This window comes from Nonomuraea sp. NPDC049419, assembly GCF_040676995.1.
Taxonomy (GTDB): Bacteria; Actinomycetota; Actinomycetes; order Streptosporangiales; family Streptosporangiaceae; genus Nonomuraea; species Nonomuraea salmonea.
Map to the genome: position 1 here is coordinate 67931 of NZ_JBFAQB010000007.1, position 13906 is coordinate 81836.

Here is a 13906-nt window from a genome sequence, read left to right on the forward strand (position 1 = left end):
TTAGCGTGCCCCTGTGTCGATCGAATGGGTGAACCAGGCCATCGACGACCTGCGTGCTTGGGGGCGCACGCGGGACGTCGAAGTGGACGCGGACGAGGTCCGCCTGCTCTGCGACTACGCCAGCGACTACCTCAACGTCAACGAACTTCGCGACTTCACTCCCGAGACCTTCGACGAGCTGCTGCTGTCCATCTATCCCCGCAAGGTCATCGCTCCGCCCGAGAGCGCGCCCGAGACCATCGCCGCCGCCCGCACGCTCGTCGACTACCTCAGCGAGGCCGGCCAGGTGAGGGCCGAGACGGCGGCGGCCATGCGTTCCAGGCTCGACGACATCGAGCCCCGCATGCCGGAGGCGCTCGCCGACCCGGCGAACTTCGGCATGGCCAAGAGCCTGTTCAGCTCCATCGGCCCAGAGTCGCTCGAACAGTCGATCGCCATCCCGTCCGGCGAGCTGCCCGACCTCGGCGAGGCGCCCTGCGACTGCCCGGCCTGCACGCCGCTGCCCGCCGTCCGCCTCGCCGAGCCCGAGGAGCTGCGGGCCGCGCTGCCCGCTGTCCCCATGCTGGCCGAGCAGCCGCTGACCGGCGACGGCGACCCGCTGGCCGCGTGGGCCCGGCGCGTCGCCGACCTGCTCGACCACGACACCGGCGGCGCCGTCACCGGCTCTCCCGAGCTCGACGAGGGCCTCTACGACCTGTTCGACATGCTCTACCGGCTGCAGACCCGGGTGCCTGTCACGGTGATCGGCGACTACCTCGACGAGATCGCCGGCGACCGCGCGATCGACCTGCCCGCCGTGCTCGACCGGCTGGAGTGGACGGGCCTGCTCAGCGTCACCGGCGACACCGCCGAGCTGACCCCGGTGGCCGTCTGGGCGCTGCGCGAGCACTACCTGTCGGTTGGCGTCGAGGCGCCCGAGGCTCCCGACCTGGCCGAGGCCGACGCGCTCGGGCTCATCGAAGGGCTGCTCGAAGGCGTGCCCACCGAGCTGGCCGAGGCCGACATCGACCGCTGGCTGGCGGGGCGGATGCCGGTCGAGGCCGCCGGCGAGCTGCTGGCCGCCGCTTCCGGAGCGCCCGCCGTGGCGCGCGGCATCGCCATCACCATCGTCGACCGGCTCGGCCCCGAGGCCGAGCCCGCCGTCCGCGGCTACCTGGAGGACCAGGAGCTGCGCCCGCACGCCATCCACTGGCTGGCGGCCCGTAAGCTGTCCGCGCCGCCCCTCACGCAGGACGAGCTGCTGTGGGTCAGCGTCGACATGCTGGCCCTCGCCATGCCCGCCGCCGAGGCCGATCCGGAGATCTTCGCCGAGAACATGGCCGCCTCGGGCCCGCCCGCCCATCTGATCGAGGAGATGTGGCGGGTCGACCACCCCGACGTGGTCGACGTGCTGGAGCTGCTCGGACGCTCCATCCCCGACGGCACGGTCGCCAAGGCCGCGCGCAAGGCCGCGTTCAAGGCCCGGTCCCGAGCCATCCGTTGAGTACGCTCATGTGACCGGTGTGCAGTAAGTTTCGTGGGTGGCAAACAACGTCTTCGACCTCGCCGAGCTGCGCAAGCTGATCGATGAGCAGGCCGCCGTGCCTCCACGGCCCCCTGAGGAGACCCCGGAGGAGCGCGAGGCCCTGACGTTCCCGCCGGTCCTGCCGGCGCCGGACGCCGAGCTGGCCGCGGCGGTGCCCACGGTGCCGCTGGTGGCCGACGCCATCCGGCTGACCACCTGGACGGGCACCCGCAAGGTCGGCGCCGACGGCCACCTGAGCGCGGCCGACGCCGCCGCGGCCGCCGCCCACCTCGGCGTCCCGCTCACGCGCCTGCGCCTCATCTGGGTCGTCGCCGTCAACACCGGCCTGCTGCAGATCCTCGGCGGCCAGGCCACCCGCGGCCCGCTGTCGATGCAGCTGACGGTCGAGGCCACGCTGGAGTTCTGGGACGGCGTGGTCATGGACGTCCTCGACCGCGCCGACGACGGGTTGACCGGTTCTGCCGTGGTCGACGGCCACCTGGCCGAGATGCTCGCCACCATCTACTCCGTACGCTCGGGCGTCGCCACCGCCAACCTGGCCCGCGGCATCCTGCAGTCGCACGAGGTCGCCTGCGCGCCCGGCCCCGCCGAGATGCGCAAGATCGCCGCCGCGCTGCCGGCCGAGCTGCTGGAGGCGCTTTCACTGCTGGCGTACTGCGGGCTGGTCGAGCAGACCCCCGCTGGGCGCACCGCGCTGACCCCGCTCGGGGTGTGGGCCATCCGCCGCGACCTGCTGCGCGAGGGCCACGACGCGCCGACCACCGCCGAGGTCGAGGTGTTCGCCGACCTGTCGGCCGCCGAGCTCGTCGAGGCGCTGGTCAAGGGCAGCGCCACACAGAGCGCGGTGGCCGGGTGGCTGGAGCGCCGCTCGCCCGAGTCCGCGGCCCGCGACCTCATCGAGATCGCCGCGTCCGGCACCGCAGGGCAGCGCGGCGCCGTCGGGGCCATCATGGAGGAGCTGGGGCCCGAGGCCGAGGCCCCCGTCAGGCAGGCCCTCGACCACCCGCTCACGCGCCGCTACGCCGCCTCCTGGCTGCACATCCGCGACCTGCCCGCGCCCGCGCTCAGCCCCGAGGACCACACCTGGATCGCCGTCGACTCCCTGGCGGCCCTCATGCACCTGTCCGGCCCCGCAGCCGGCCGCCTCGACCCGCCGGAGCCCGGCGAAGACCTCATCAAGCTGATCGGCGAGATGCCCGCCGTCGGCCACCCCGACACCGTCGCCGTGCTCGACATGCTCGCCGCCGCCCACGACGACCCCGCCGTGGTCAAGGCGGCGCGCAAGGCCGCGCTGAAGGCCAGGACGCTGGAGCACGCCAGGACGCACGGCCTCCGGTGAGGCCCGCACCTGCACTAAACTGGGCTGATCCACGCATGAGAACGGAGTGACCCCCTTGGCGATCCAGCCCATCCGGCTGTTCGGAGATCCGGTGCTGCGCACCCCGGCGGCCCCGGTCGTCGACTTCGACAAGGAGCTGCGCAAGCTGGTCAAAGACCTGACCGACACGATGATGGACGCCCCGGGCGCCGGTCTCGCCGCCCCTCAGATCGGCGTGGGCCTGCGGGTGTTCACCTACTACGTGGACGAGCAGCTCGGCCACCTCATCAACCCCGACCTCGACCTGTCGTCCGACCTCGACGAGGAGGGTGAGGAGGGCTGCCTGTCCTTCCCCGGCCTGTCGTTCCCCACCCCGCGCGCGGTGCGCGCCGTGGCCAAGGGATTCAACATGCACGGCGAGCCCGTCACGCTCGAGGGCACCGACATGATGGCGCGCTGCTTCCAGCACGAGACCGACCACCTCGACGGCATCCTGTTCATCGACCGCATGGACCCCAAGCAGCGCAAGCTCGCGATGAAGGCCGTGCGCGAGGCCGAGTGGAGCGGGCTGGCCGCGCCGGTGGTCAAGTTCTCGCCCCACGCCACCGGCGGAAAGGCACTCTGACAGCATGCGTCTGGTCTTCGCGGGCACACCCGAGACGGCACTGCCGTCCCTGCGCACCCTGATCGACTCGCCACGGCACGACGTCGTCGCGGTCGTCACCCGTCCCGACGCGCAGTCGGGCCGGGGGCGCAAGGTCCACCCCTCCCCGGTCGCCGAGCTCGCCGAGGAGGCCGGCATCGAGGTGCTGCGCCCGCAGAAGGCCGGCGACCCCGCCTTCCTCGACCAGCTGCGCTCGTACGAGCCCGACTGCTGTCCCGTCGTCGCCTACGGCGCGCTGCTGCCGCAGAGCGCCCTCGATGTGCCCAAGCACGGCTGGGTCAACCTGCACTTCTCGATCCTGCCCGCCTGGCGCGGCGCGGCGCCCGTCCAGCACGCGATCCTGCACGGCGACGAGATCGGCGGGGCCAGCACCTTCCAGATCGTCAAGGAGCTCGACGCGGGGCCCGTCTACGGCGTCGTCACCGAGGAGATCCGCACCTCCGACACCAGCGGCGCGCTGCTGGAGCGGCTGTCGGTCTCCGGGGCGGGGCTGCTCGCCGCCACCCTCGACGGCATCGAGGACGGCACGCTCGAGCCCCGCCCCCAGCCCGCCGACGGCGTGACCGTCGCCCCCAAGATCACTGTCCCCGACGCCCGCGTCGACTGGGCCAAGCCCGCCATGCACGTCGACCGGCTGATCCGCGCCTGCACGCCCAACCCGGGCGCGTGGACCGAGTTCCGCGGCCAGCGGATCAAGCTCGGCCCCGTGCGCCCGGCGCCCGGCGAGAAGCTCGCCCCCGGTGAGCTGGCCGCCACCAAGGCGCGCGTGCTCGTCGGCACCGCCACCGGGGCGGTCGAGCTGGGCGAGGTTCAGCCGCAGGGCAAGCGGCTGATGGGAGCGGGGGAGTGGGCCCGCGGGGTGCGCCTCGAGGGCAAGGAGACCTTTCAGTGACAGCGGCCGGCGTCGGCGGTTCCCGCGGCCCTTCGGCCTGGGCCGGCGGGTCTCGCGGCCCTTCGGCCGTCCGTGCGGGCGGCGGTCGCTTCGGCGCTCGGGTGGTGGCTTGTCGCGTGGTTTCCGACGGGGTTCCCGACAGGGTTTTCCATGGGGTGCTGTGCCGGGCGTGAGTGAGGGTTCGTGGGCATGAAGACCAGGGGGCATCAGGGGTCCGGCGGCGGTAACCGGGCGCGCGGGCCGCGCCGGCCGACGCGTGATCCCGCCCGTAACGCCGCCTACGACGTCGTACGCGCGGTGGACGAGCGCGACGCGTACGCCAACCTGCTGCTGCCACGCCTGCTGCGCGACCGGGGCATCAAGGGGCGCGACGCCGCACTCGCCACCGAGCTGGCCTACGGCACGCTGCGCGGGCTCGGCACCTACGACGCGATCATCGAGGTGTGCGGCGACCGGGCGCCCGATCCCGACGTACGCGACGCCCTGCGCATCGGCGCACACCAGCTCCTGCGCATGCGCGTGCCGCCGCACGCCGCCGTCGGCACCACCGTCGACCTCGTACGCCTGCGCATCGGCGCCGGCGCGGCCAAGTTCGTCAACGCGGTGCTGCGCAAGATCGGCTCCAGGACGCTCGACGAATGGCTGCCCATCGTCGCGCCCGACCCGGCCGACGACCCGGTCGGCCACCTCGCCATCGCCTACGGCCACCCCCGGTGGATCGTCTCCGCCTTCCGCGACGCCCTCGGCGCGCCCGACGAGATGCCCGACCTGCTCGACGCCGACAACGCCCGGCCGCTGGTGACCCTGGTCGCCCGGCCTGGACGCTCGTCGGCCGAGGAGCTCGAAGACGTGGGCGCCCTGCCGGGCCGCTACTCGCCGTACGCGGCCTACCTGCGCGAGGGCGACCCGGGCGGCATCGACGCGGTCGCCGAGACGCGCGCCGCCGTCCAGGACGAGGCCAGCCAGCTCGTCGCCCTGGCCCTGACCCGGGTGCCCGTCGAGGGTGACGGGGACGAGCTGTGGCTCGACATGTGCGCCGGCCCCGGCGGCAAGGCGGGCCTTCTCGACGCCATCGCCACCCACGGCGACCTGGCCGGCCTCGCCGATGAAGCGCGCACACCGGGCGCGTCCTCGTCCGGGGAGTCGCTCGCCTCGTCACGGGGAGGGGTGGCCTTTCCCGGCGGGGCTCGGGTGCTGGCCGCCGACGTGCAGCAGCACCGGGCCCGCCTGGTCTGGGAGACCACCAAGGACGCCTCGGTGATCACCGCCGACGGCACCGAACCCGCGTGGCGGCCCGGCGTGTTCGACCGGGTGATGCTCGACGCGCCGTGCACGGGGCTCGGGGCCCTGCGCCGGCGGCCCGAGGCGCGATGGCGGCGCGACCCCGCCGGCATCGCCGAGCTGGGCAAGCTCCAGCGGCGCCTGCTCGGCACCGCGCTCGACGCCGTGCGTCCCGGTGGTGTGGTGGCGTACGTGACGTGCTCGCCGCACCTCGCCGAGACCCGCGTCGTGGTCGGCGACCTGCTGGCGCGCCGCGACGACGTCGAGCAACTCGACGCCCGCGACTACCTGCCCGAGGTCGAGGGCCTCGGCGACGGCCCGCACGCCCAGTTCTGGCCCCACAGACACGGCACCGACGCCATGTTCCTGGCCCTCCTCCGCAAAAAGCCTCAGCCGTCCTGAACGCCCGTCCGGACCTGCGCGCCAGCTCAGCCTGAACGCCCGCTCTGACCTGCGCGCCAGCTCAGCCTGAAAGCCCGCTCTGACCTGCGCGCCAGCTCAGCCTGAAAGCCCGCTCTGACCTGCGCGTTCGTCCGCGGATGAAGATGTGCGACGTGTTGCTGGGTGGGGGCGGGGCAGGGGGTGGGGCGGGCGGATTCGGGGGGTGTGGGGGAGTTGTGTGGCGGTGGGGGGTGGAGGTGTGGTCCGATCGGCGGCGTGGACTTTCTGGACGATCTTCACAGGGCGGAGCTCGGGCCGATCGCCTGGCTTCAGGGCTGGCCGGATGTCGTCAGGCCGGTGATGGAGCTGGTGTCGGTGTTCGGCACCAACACGTTCTTTCTGCTCGTCCTGCCGGTTCTGTACTGGTGTGTGAATCCGGCGTTGGCGTTGCGGCTCGGGTTCACGGTGATGGTGGCTGCGGGGACCAACGCCATCGGGAAGCTGGCGTTGCATCAGCCGCGGCCTTACTGGATCGACCCCGGAATCCGGGCGTTCTCCGTTGAGGAGAGCTTCGGGCTGCCCTCCGGGCATGCGCAGGTCGGCACGGCGGGGATGGGGCGGTTCGCGGTGGCGGTCGGGCGGACGTGGGCGTGGTGGGTGGCGGTGGTGACCATGGCGCTCGTGTGCTTGAGCCGGGTTTATCTCGGGGTGCACTTCATCTCTGACGTCGTGGTAGGGGTGGCGCTCGGGGTCGTGGTGCTGGTGGTCGTCTTGCGGGTGGAGCGGCCGGCGACGCTCTGGTGGCGGAGGCAGGCACTGTGGGTGCAGCTGTGCGCCTCCATGGCGGCGCCGGGGGTGCTGCTGGGGGCGGCGGCGCTGGCCGGTGCGCCGTACGGGGACTGGGCCGTGCCTGCGGGCTGGAGCGCGGCCGGGATGGTCGATCCCGAGAGCCTGGACACCGTCGTCGTGATGTCCGGGGTGCTGCTCGGGACGCTGGCGGGGACGTCGGTGATGTACCGGATCGGATGGTTCGATGCGGGCGGGCCGCTCGGGCTGCGGGCCGCCCGCTGGGTGCTGGGCACGGTGGTGGCGGTGGCCATCTGGTACGCCGAGCGCGAAGTGCTGCCCGAGAGCGGGCTGTCCACCTTCGTGGCGTTCGCGGTGCTGGCGCTGTGGGTGCAGCTCGGGGCACCGGTGCTGTTCATCCGGCTGGGGCTGATGGAGCCGGCGGCCACCGCCGAGCCCGCCGTGAGCCCGCGGTGAGCGCCGGGGCCCGGAGCGGCGGGGGCGGTGGGCACGGGCGAGGTCACTAGACTTGGGGCATCATGGCCGTACAGATCTCGCCCAGCATCCTCGCCGCAGACTTCGCCAGGCTCGCCGATGAGGCCGCCGCCGTCCCCAATGCCGACTGGCTGCACGTCGACGTGATGGACTACCACTTCGTGCCCAACTTGACCCTTGGGCTGCCCGTGGTCGAGGCGCTGCGCAAGGCGACCGACACACCGCTCGACTGCCACCTCATGATCGCCGACCCCGACCGCTGGGCGCCGCAGTACGCCGAGGCCGGGGCGGGCAGCGTGACCATCCACGCCGAGGCGGCCAAGGCGCCCATCCGGACGTTCAGGGAGATCCGGTCCCTGGGGGCCCGCGCCGGGCTGGCGCTCAACCCGGCGACGCCCGTCGAGCCGTACGAAGACCTGCTCGCCGAGATCGACATGCTGCTGCTGATGACCGTCGAGCCGGGGTTCGGCGGACAGAAGTTCCTCGACGTGGTGCTGCCGAAGGTGCGGCGGGCCCGTGAGCTGGTCACCCGGCACGGCGGCCGGGTCTGGCTGCAGGTCGACGGCGGTGTCGACGCCGACACCATCGGCCGGTGCGCCGAGGCGGGCGCCGACGTGTTCGTGGCGGGCAGCGCCGTCTACGGCGCCTCCGACCCGGTGGCCGCCATCGACGAGCTCCGCGCCGCCGCCGACCGCGCCACCTCCTGAGGCCTCCCAGCTCCACGTCCCCGCCCCACGTCCCCGCCCCACGTCCCCGTGCGGCGGCCGGAGTGCGGGATCAGGGCTCTGGCTGTGCAATCGTGAAGTGACATGAAATGTCTGTCACCTGGGTAATTCTTCACTTATGAGCGACTATGGGATCTTCGGGCCTCGCTCGGTGACGTGGCGGGTGATGGGGGAGCCGATCCTGCTCGTGGGCGGGATCCGGGCGCTGCTCATGCAGGGGCTGCACCCCAGGGCGATGCGCGGAGTGCTCCAGAACTCCGCGCTCATGGACCCGAACGAGGCCTGGTCCCGGTTCGTCCGGACGACCGAGTTCGTCCGCGTGCGTACGTACGGGACGCACGCGGAGGTCGAGCGGGCCGGCCGCCGGGTGCGGAAGATCCACGCCAGCCTGACCGCCCACGATCCGGACACCGGCGAGACCTACCGCCTCGACGAGCCCGCCGCGCTGCGCTGGGTGCACGTGGGCGAGGTCGATTCTTACCTGTCGGTGGCCCGCAGGGCGGGGGTGCGGCTGTCGGACGAGGACGCGGACGCGTTCGTGGCGGAGTGGCGGCGCGCCGCCGAGGTGGTGGGGCTGGCCGCGGACGACGTGCCGGGGTCGGTGGCGGAGCTGCGTGACTACATCGAGGCGGAGCGCCCGCATCTGCGGTTCGTGCCCGAGGCGTCGCATCCGCTGCGCATGTCGCTGAACGCCCCGCTCCCGCTGCTGCTCACGCCGCTCAAGCCGGCGCTGCCCGCGCTGACCCTGCTGTCGTTCGCCACCCTGCCGCGCTGGGCCAGGCGCCTGTACGGCCTGCCCGCCACGCCGGTCGGGGACCTGTGGGCGACGGCGACGCTGCGCACCTTGCACACCGGGATCGGCCTGGTCCCCGGGCACGTCCTGCACAGCCCGGCGGCGCGCAGGGCCCGCCGCCTGATGGCCGCCTGAGCGAGCGCTTGCTCAAAAGATGAGGGGCGGTCGCGTGCTTTGCGAAGGACGTGGCAGACTGGTAGCGAAAGAGAGCTAGCGTGCTCCGGGGTCGGTGGAAGTCCGAACCGGCGGTGACAGTCCGCGACCCGGCCGATGCCATCGGCCGGTTGACTCGGTGAAATTCCGGGACCGACGGTTAAAGTCCGGATGGGAGGAAGCGCGCGAGGTGTCCGGTGTCCCAGCCGGGCGCCTGCCGTGACGTATGGCATGCGTCTCGGCGATAGATCCCCCGGGGCCCGCCGTGGCTTGGAGCTACTGGCGAGTAGGAGACCCGGGTGGAGATACCCGAGCAGGACGCCGCGCACATGGCGCGCGCCGTCGAACTGGCCGGTCGTGGACACGGCAGCACCACCCCCAACCCCGTCGTCGGCTGCGTCGTGCTCGACGCCGCAGGGCAGGCCGCGGGCGAGGGCTTCCACGCGTACGCGGGCGGCCCGCACGCCGAGGTCGCCGCCCTGGCGCAGGCGGGAGAGCGAGCGCGGGGCGGCACCGCGTACGTGACGCTGGAGCCCTGCGACCACACCGGCCGCACCGGGCCGTGCAGCCTGGCGCTGCTGGAGGCCGGCGTGGCCCGCGTCGTGATCGCGGTCCCCGACCCCAACCCCAAGGCCGCGGGCGGCGCCGCGCGGCTGCGTGCCCACGGCGTGGCCGTCACCTCAGGGGTGCTGGCCGAGGCCGCCGAGCGGGTCAACGAGGAGTGGCTGACCTTCGTACGGCTCGGGCGTTCCCACGTCACGTGGAAGTTCGCCGCCACGCTGGACGGCAGGTCGGCCGCCGAGGACGGCACCAGCCAATGGATCACCTCGCCCGAGGCGCGCGCCGACGTGCACCGCCTGCGTGCCGCCTCCGACGCGGTCATGGCCGGCATCGGCACGGTGCTGGCCGACGACCCCCAGCTGACGGCCCGCCCGGCCGGTGCGGCTGGTCAAAGCGGTGCGGCCGGCCCGAGCGGTGTCCAGAAGGGGCCGCTGCGGGTGGTCGTGGATCCGGACGCGCGCACGCCCGCGTCGGCGCGGGTCCTCGACGACCGGGCCCCCACGCTGATCGCGGTGGCCGACGACGTGAACACCGACCTCAAGGCCGACCTGCTGCGCCTGCCCCGCCACGACGCGGGGCTCGACCTGCGGGCCCTGCTCAAGGAGCTGGCCGCGCGGCAGGTGGTGAGCGTGTTCCTGGAGGGCGGCCCCGCGCTGGCCGGGTCGTTCGTCCGGGAGGGGCTGGTGGACCGCGTGGTGGCGTACGTGGCGCCCGCGCTGCTCGGCTCGGGGAGGGCCGCGCTGGGCACGGTGGGGGTGGGCACGATCGGCGAGCTCCACCACCTGACATTTGACGAAATTTCCGTAATCGGGCCGGACGTGCGGCTGATCGCCAGGCCCGTCCCCACCCACCGGCAACCAGGCGAGGAGCGCTAGATGTTCACCGGAATCATTGAGGAAAAGGGCGAAGTGACGGCCATCGACCAGGCGGGCGGCGGCGCGCTGCTGTCGGTGCGCGGCCCGCTGGTCACCTCCGACGCGGGGCACGGCGACTCCATCGCGGTCAACGGCGTCTGCCTGACCGTGGTCGAGGTCGCGGGCGACGTGTTCACCGTGGACGTGATCAGGGAGTCGCTCGACCGCAGCTCCCTGGGCGGCCTGAAAGCGGGCTCGGCGGTGAACCTCGAACGCGCCGTACGCGCCGACCAGCGCCTCGGCGGCCACATCGTGCAGGGCCACGTGGACGGCACCGCCGTGCTGCTGTCCCGCGAGCCCGGCGAGAGCTGGGACGACCTGCGCTTCACACTGCCGCCCGCGCTCAGCCCGTACGTCGCGGAGAAGGGCTCGATCGCGATCGACGGAATCAGCCTGACGGTCACCACGGTTGACGACGAAAGCTTCGGCGTGAGCCTGATCCCGACCACGCTCAAGCTGACGACCATGGGGGAGCGCCAGGTGGGTGACGTGGTGAACATCGAGGTCGACGTGATCGCGAAGTATGTGGAGAGGTTGGTGGGCCGCAAATGAGCTGGGCCGAGGCCGGATTCGAGATATTCGGCACGCATGTGTTGTGGACCGACCTGGTGGGCAACATCGCCGCCCTGGCCACGGTCGTGCTGGCGATGCGCAAGTCGATGTGGACGTGGCCGGTCCAGTTCGCCGGGGCGGTGCTGCTGCTGATCGCCTCGATCAGCGCGCACGTCACCGGCAACGCGCTGAAGCAGGTGCTGTTCGCCGGCCTGGCGATCTACGGGTGGTACGCCTGGCGGCGCGGCACCCAGGACGGCAGGCGGCTGGCGATCAGGCAGGGCGCATGGTGGGAGCGGCTGCTGCTGGTCGTCGTCGCGGTGGTGGGCACCATCGCGGTCGCTGTGCTGTTCTGGGTGACGGGCCTGTCGTGGGGCGCGCACGTGCCGCTGCCGGAGGGCGCGGTCCTGGTGGCCGCCGACGCCTACATCTTCGTCGGCAGCGCGCTCGCGACCTGGGCGCAGGGCCGGGCGCTGGTGGACTTCTGGATCGTGTGGCTGGCGGTCGACCTGGTCGGGGTCCCGCTGGCGTTCAGCTCGGGCCTGGTGGTCTCGGGCGCCGTCTACGGCGTGTTCTTCGTTCTGGTGGTGGTCGGGTTCGTCAAGTGGCTGCGGGAGTCTCGATCCGCGCCGCTGAGCGTGCCGGTGACCGGGGGAGCGGCCCCCGAGGGAGTGGCTCGATGAGTGACATCAAGCTCGACCCGATCGAGCGCGCGATCGACGACATCCGCAACGGCAAGCCGGTGGTCGTCGTGGACGACGAGAGCCGCGAGAACGAGGGCGACCTCATCTTCGCCGCGTCGAAGGCCACGCCCGAGCTGTGCACGTTCACGATCAGGCACACCAGCGGCATGATCTGCGTGGCCATGGACGGCAAGGAGCTCGACAGGCTGGGCCTGCCGCTCATGGTCTTCCACAACAAGGAGCGCATGCGCACGGCGTACACGATCACCGTGGACGCCCGCGACGGCGTCACCACCGGCATCTCGGCGGCCGACCGGGCCAGGACCATCCGCACGCTCGCCGACTCGGCCACCGAGCCGAACGAGCTCGTGCGGCCCGGTCACGTCTTCCCGCTGCGCTACCACGAGGGCGGGGTGCTGGCCAGGCGCGGCCACACCGAGGCGGCGGTCGATCTCGCCAGGCTGGCCGGGCTGTCGCCGGCCGGGGCGCTGGCCGAGGTGGTCAACGACGACGGCACCATGGCCAGGCTGCCCGAGCTGCGCCGCTTCGCCGACGAGCACGACCTCGCGCTGGTCTCCATCGAGCAGCTCGTCGATCACCGCCGGCGGGCCGAGAGCATGGTCACCAGGGTCGCCGAGACGCGGCTGCCCAACGCGTACGGGATGTGGCGGGCCTACGGCTACGCCAGCGCCCTCGACGGCGGCGAGCACGTCGCGCTCGTCTACGGCGATCTGACCGGCGGCGAGAACATCCTGGTCAGGGCCCACTCCGAGTGCCTGACCGGCGACGTGTTCGGCTCGCTGCGCTGCGACTGCGGCGTGCAGCTCGACAACGCCATGGCGGCCATCGCCCGCGAGGGCCGCGGTGTGGTCGTCTACCTGCGCGGGCACGAAGGCAGGGGGATCGGGCTGCTGGCCAAGCTCAAGGCGTACAGCCTGCAGGACAACGGCAGCGACACCGTCGACGCCAACGTCGAGCTGGGGCTGCCGGTCGACGCGCGGGAGTTCTCCAACGCCGGCCAGATCCTGGCCGACCTCGGGGTCAAGTCCGTCCGGCTGCTCACCAACAACCCGGCCAAGCTCAAGGGCATGGACGGCTACGGCATCAAGGTCGTCGGCAGGGAGCCGATGCCGGTGGCGATGAACCCGTACAACGAGCGTTATCTCACGGCCAAGCGCGAACGGCTCGGCCACGACATCTCGGAGGCGTCATGAGCGGGGAAGGACGGCCGGTCGCGAGCGCGCCGGACGCGTCGGGGCTGACGGTCGGCGTGGTGGCGGCGAGCTGGCACGCCGCGATCACCGACCAGCTCGTGGCGCGGGCGCTGCGGGCCTGCGACGACAGCGGCGCCGGCGCGACCGTGGTGCGGGTGCCGGGCTCGCTGGAGATCCCGGTGGTCGCCCAGGCGCTGGCGCGGCAGTGCGACGCGGTGGTGGCCCTGGGCGCGGTCATCCGCGGGGAGACCGCCCATTTCGACTACGTCTGCGACTCGGTGACGTCGGGACTGACGCGCATCTCGCTGGATGAGGGGACGCCGATCGGCAACGGCGTGCTCACCTGCGAGTCGATGGAACAGGCGATCGACCGCTCCGGCCTGCCCGGCAGCAAGGAGGACAAGGGGTACGAGTCGGCCGTCGCCGCCCTCGAGACCGCCCTGCTGCTGCGCCGGCTCCGCGTCCCCGAGGCCGGTCTGCGATAGGTTTCCCTTCGTGCCAGAGCCCGTATCCCCTCCGCCCCTGCCCGTCACCTGGCGTCCGCGCCGGGCCCGCGTCGTCGCCTACGGCTTCGCCGCGCTGATCGTGGTGGGGGCGGTGGTGATGGCGGTGCTCATCGCCCCGCCGTTCCAGATCGCCGACCGGGTGGCGATCGTGGCGTTCGGGTGCGCGGTGGCGTACGTACTGCACCTGCTCGGCCGGGTCAGGGTCGAGGCCGACGACGAGGGCGTCACGATCGTCAACGCCGTCCGCACCCACCGCTACACCTGGCCCGAGGTCCTGGAGGTGACGCTGCTGGTGGGCGACCCCTGGCCGCGCATCGACTTCTCCGACGGGCGCACGATCGGGGCCATGGGCATCCAGGGCTCCGAGAAGGCCCGCGCCCGCCAGGCCACCGCCGAGCTGGAGGCCCTGATCAGAGAGCGCGGCGAGGCGCGCGAGTCGCAATGATCCGCGCCGGCCATCGCC

The 13906-nt window shown here is 72.7% G+C and carries 14 protein-coding genes and 1 riboswitch; all 14 genes read left to right on the forward strand.

The features are described from left to right. Positions 1-13 precede the first annotated feature (13 nt). The 14 genes from AB0K12_RS22250 (at position 14) to AB0K12_RS22315 (ending at position 13888) form a co-directional block, all read left to right on the forward strand. Complete coding sequence (locus AB0K12_RS22250; RefSeq protein WP_364564145.1) at positions 14-1483, forward strand: hypothetical protein; 1470 nt, start codon at positions 14-16, stop codon at positions 1481-1483. 37 nt (positions 1484-1520) lie between these two features. Then, positions 1521-2864: a hypothetical protein gene (locus tag AB0K12_RS22255; protein ID WP_364564148.1), complete on the forward strand. Its 1344-nt coding sequence runs from the start codon at positions 1521-1523 to the stop codon at positions 2862-2864. A gap of 55 nt (positions 2865-2919) precedes the next feature. Then, positions 2920-3468 (forward strand): peptide deformylase, encoded by a 549-nt coding sequence (gene def, locus AB0K12_RS22260; RefSeq protein WP_364564150.1) that lies wholly within the window; start codon positions 2920-2922, stop codon positions 3466-3468. A gap of 4 nt (positions 3469-3472) precedes the next feature. Next, positions 3473-4399, forward strand: coding sequence for a methionyl-tRNA formyltransferase (gene fmt / locus AB0K12_RS22265; RefSeq protein ID WP_364564153.1), 927 nt, complete (start codon positions 3473-3475; stop codon positions 4397-4399). Positions 4400-4588: 189 nt separating this feature from the next. Continuing rightward, positions 4589-6082, forward strand: a complete 1494-nt coding sequence (locus AB0K12_RS22270) for a transcription antitermination factor NusB (protein WP_364564156.1) — start codon at positions 4589-4591, stop codon at positions 6080-6082. A 255-nt stretch (positions 6083-6337) separates the two neighbouring features. Continuing rightward, on the forward strand, positions 6338-7324 hold the full coding sequence (locus AB0K12_RS22275) for a phosphatase PAP2 family protein (protein WP_364564159.1): 987 nt from the start codon (positions 6338-6340) through the stop codon (positions 7322-7324). A gap of 62 nt (positions 7325-7386) precedes the next feature. Then, the gene (gene rpe / locus AB0K12_RS22280) at positions 7387-8049 is read left to right on the forward strand and encodes a ribulose-phosphate 3-epimerase (protein ID WP_355420586.1); all 663 of its coding nucleotides are present in this window, start codon (positions 7387-7389) and stop codon (positions 8047-8049) included. Positions 8050-8185: 136 nt separating this feature from the next. Further along, positions 8186-8995, forward strand: a complete 810-nt coding sequence (locus AB0K12_RS22285) for an oxygenase MpaB family protein (RefSeq protein WP_364564164.1) — start codon at positions 8186-8188, stop codon at positions 8993-8995. Between the two features lie 76 nt (positions 8996-9071). After that, positions 9072-9202: riboswitch (FMN riboswitch) on the forward strand. Between the two features lie 110 nt (positions 9203-9312). After that, positions 9313-10449 (forward strand): bifunctional diaminohydroxyphosphoribosylaminopyrimidine deaminase/5-amino-6-(5-phosphoribosylamino)uracil reductase RibD, encoded by a 1137-nt coding sequence (gene ribD / locus AB0K12_RS22290; RefSeq protein ID WP_364564167.1) that lies wholly within the window; start codon positions 9313-9315, stop codon positions 10447-10449. After that, on the forward strand, positions 10450-11040 hold the full coding sequence (locus AB0K12_RS22295; protein ID WP_364564169.1) for a riboflavin synthase: 591 nt from the start codon (positions 10450-10452) through the stop codon (positions 11038-11040). Next, positions 11037-11723, forward strand: coding sequence for a nicotinamide mononucleotide transporter family protein (locus AB0K12_RS22300; RefSeq protein ID WP_364564171.1), 687 nt, complete (start codon positions 11037-11039; stop codon positions 11721-11723). The genes AB0K12_RS22295 and AB0K12_RS22300 overlap by 4 nt, the downstream gene beginning before the upstream one ends. Then, on the forward strand, positions 11720-12937 hold the full coding sequence (locus AB0K12_RS22305; RefSeq protein WP_364564174.1) for a bifunctional 3,4-dihydroxy-2-butanone-4-phosphate synthase/GTP cyclohydrolase II: 1218 nt from the start codon (positions 11720-11722) through the stop codon (positions 12935-12937). The genes AB0K12_RS22300 and AB0K12_RS22305 overlap by 4 nt, the downstream gene beginning before the upstream one ends. Beyond that, positions 12934-13422, forward strand: a complete 489-nt coding sequence (gene ribH / locus AB0K12_RS22310) for a 6,7-dimethyl-8-ribityllumazine synthase (protein ID WP_364564177.1) — start codon at positions 12934-12936, stop codon at positions 13420-13422. The genes AB0K12_RS22305 and ribH overlap by 4 nt, the downstream gene beginning before the upstream one ends. A gap of 10 nt (positions 13423-13432) precedes the next feature. Further along, positions 13433-13888 (forward strand): PH domain-containing protein, encoded by a 456-nt coding sequence (locus AB0K12_RS22315; RefSeq protein WP_364564180.1) that lies wholly within the window; start codon positions 13433-13435, stop codon positions 13886-13888. Positions 13889-13906 lie beyond the last annotated feature (18 nt).

Coding starts and splice junctions, on each gene's coding strand:
- fmt (WP_364564153.1), top strand. CDS start 3,473: ATGCGTCTGGTCTTCGCGGGCACACCCGAGACGGCACTGCCGTCCCTG.
- AB0K12_RS22270 (WP_364564156.1), top strand. CDS start 4,589: ATGAAGACCAGGGGGCATCAGGGGTCCGGCGGCGGTAACCGGGCGCGC.
- rpe (WP_355420586.1), top strand. CDS start 7,387: ATGGCCGTACAGATCTCGCCCAGCATCCTCGCCGCAGACTTCGCCAGG.
- AB0K12_RS22285 (WP_364564164.1), top strand. CDS start 8,186: ATGAGCGACTATGGGATCTTCGGGCCTCGCTCGGTGACGTGGCGGGTG.
- AB0K12_RS22295 (WP_364564169.1), top strand. CDS start 10,450: ATGTTCACCGGAATCATTGAGGAAAAGGGCGAAGTGACGGCCATCGAC.
- AB0K12_RS22300 (WP_364564171.1), top strand. CDS start 11,037: ATGAGCTGGGCCGAGGCCGGATTCGAGATATTCGGCACGCATGTGTTG.
- AB0K12_RS22305 (WP_364564174.1), top strand. CDS start 11,720: ATGAGTGACATCAAGCTCGACCCGATCGAGCGCGCGATCGACGACATC.
- ribH (WP_364564177.1), top strand. CDS start 12,934: ATGAGCGGGGAAGGACGGCCGGTCGCGAGCGCGCCGGACGCGTCGGGG.